This is a genomic window from Lentilactobacillus kefiri (assembly GCF_007989105.1).
Lineage (GTDB): Bacteria > Bacillota > Bacilli > Lactobacillales > Lactobacillaceae > Lentilactobacillus > Lentilactobacillus kefiri.
This window is the reverse complement of sequence record NZ_BJVK01000086.1, coordinates 1-1,546: the sequence shown is the minus strand read 5'-3', so window position 1 is coordinate 1,546 and position 1,546 is coordinate 1. Positions and strand designations below refer to the sequence as shown.

Here is a 1,546-nt window from a genome sequence, read left to right as displayed (position 1 = left end):
AGAACTACTTATACGGCACCATGCAAAACCTATTTGGGATTTGGTGGAATAAACAAGCGGCTAGAGAATATGCTGCTAAACACCCGGAGGAGCAGAACGCTGACAATGAGCGCACTTGGAGTTAAACACCATATAAGCTTGTTTAAGACGTTTTAAGCGAACGGGAACATTCTTATATTAGATTATATTTAAAATGGGTCTAAAGCCGTGTTAGGAGCCCAATATTAGTGTCTATTAGCTATCCATAGGAAAGATGGTGCGACCACATGGAAATTAAATACGATAACTGCTCAGTACAGCTTTAGTAGGAGTCTGTTCTGTACTGAGCATATTTTCAACAGACAAAGCTGTACTTTTGTTTCGACTTACTCGTTATTGAAAGGCAGTTAAAATGAACAAAGAAAAATTAAATTTATGGCATCAGGAAGAACAATATGGCATTACAGGCTGGGATTTTTCACATCTTGATGGTCGTTGGCAAAATGAACTTCTTTCCTGGAATTATCGGAAACTGGTTTTAAGCTATTTAAAATCAGATATGCAGCTATTGGATATGGGAACCGGCGGTGGTGAGCTGTTAAAAACTTTTCATCACCCTAGTAATAGAACACAAGTTACGGAGGCTTGGCAGCCTAACATTAATCTTCTAAAACACACGATTGCCAAACAAGGGATCAAGGTTCATGCTTTGTCTGCAAAGTATGAAGATGCCTTGCCTGTTAAAAATGGTTCTCTGAATATGATCACTAATAGTCATGCTGCCTTCAACCCAAAATTAATCAAAGATAAGTTAAAAACTGGCGGTTATTTTATCAGTCAACAGGTTGGGGCTTTGAACAATTATTCATTATCACGCTTTTTCAATTCAGCTTATGTTCCGGCATATCCAGATAATACCTTGTTGAAAACAGTCGCAGATTTTCAAAATTTTGGTTTTGAAATTTTGTTAGCTAAAGAAGCTCAACCCAGTATGACTTTTTTTGATATTGGGGCCATTATTTATTACGCTTCAATTATTCCTTGGGAGTTTCCCGATTTCAGTGTTGATCACTGCTTATCACAGCTTACTCAACTAGATCAATTAATTCAAAATGGCGGTTCAGTTAATACTAAAGAGGATCGCTTCATTTTAGTTACCCGAAAAATGTAATCTATTTTGATTGAATTTGAGATGCTTTATCAAACTAAAAATGAACCGAAAAAATGATTCAGAAAATAAAAACGATCGGCCTAGTTATTAGGTTGATCGTTTTTGAGTTTATTCGGTTTATGGGCATTAACGTAATCGGCAAATATCTTTAAAAGCTCTTCGGTTTGTTCGACCGAGAGGTTATCAGCTTTAAAGTATTTTTCGAGCAAAGCACCCTTTTGAATTAATCGGCGAGAACGGGCTTTGCGGGCTTGCCGATCTTCGTAGTATTTAGATTGCCGTAATTTAAAATCTTCCCGCTCAATTTTTTGTTTTAAACGCGCTTGCTGCTCGACTAGTTTTTCATATTGATTAGACATGGAATTTCCCCATCTCGTATGGCTAATGATCTACGGA

General features: G+C 37.1%; 2 protein-coding genes and 1 pseudogene. 2 read left to right on the top strand and 1 reads right to left on the bottom strand.

Going from position 1 to position 1,546, the window contains the following annotated elements:
- Together LKE01_RS12290 and LKE01_RS11760 are read left to right on the top strand one after the other, a co-directional pair.
- Positions 1-125: pseudogene (locus tag LKE01_RS12290) on the top strand (replication initiator protein A); the annotation flags it as partial.
- Between the two features lie 266 nt (positions 126-391).
- The gene (locus tag LKE01_RS11760) at positions 392-1,150 is read left to right on the top strand and encodes a class I SAM-dependent methyltransferase (RefSeq protein ID WP_146979257.1); all 759 of its coding nucleotides are present in this window, start codon (positions 392-394) and stop codon (positions 1,148-1,150) included.
- An 80-nt stretch (positions 1,151-1,230) separates the two neighbouring features.
- Here LKE01_RS11760 and LKE01_RS11755 read toward each other — a convergent pair whose 3' ends face one another.
- Positions 1,231-1,509 carry a hypothetical protein gene (locus tag LKE01_RS11755; RefSeq protein ID WP_054769817.1) on the bottom strand — a complete coding sequence of 93 codons (279 nt, stop codon included), beginning with the start codon at positions 1,507-1,509 and terminating at the stop codon, positions 1,231-1,233.
- Positions 1,510-1,546 lie beyond the last annotated feature (37 nt).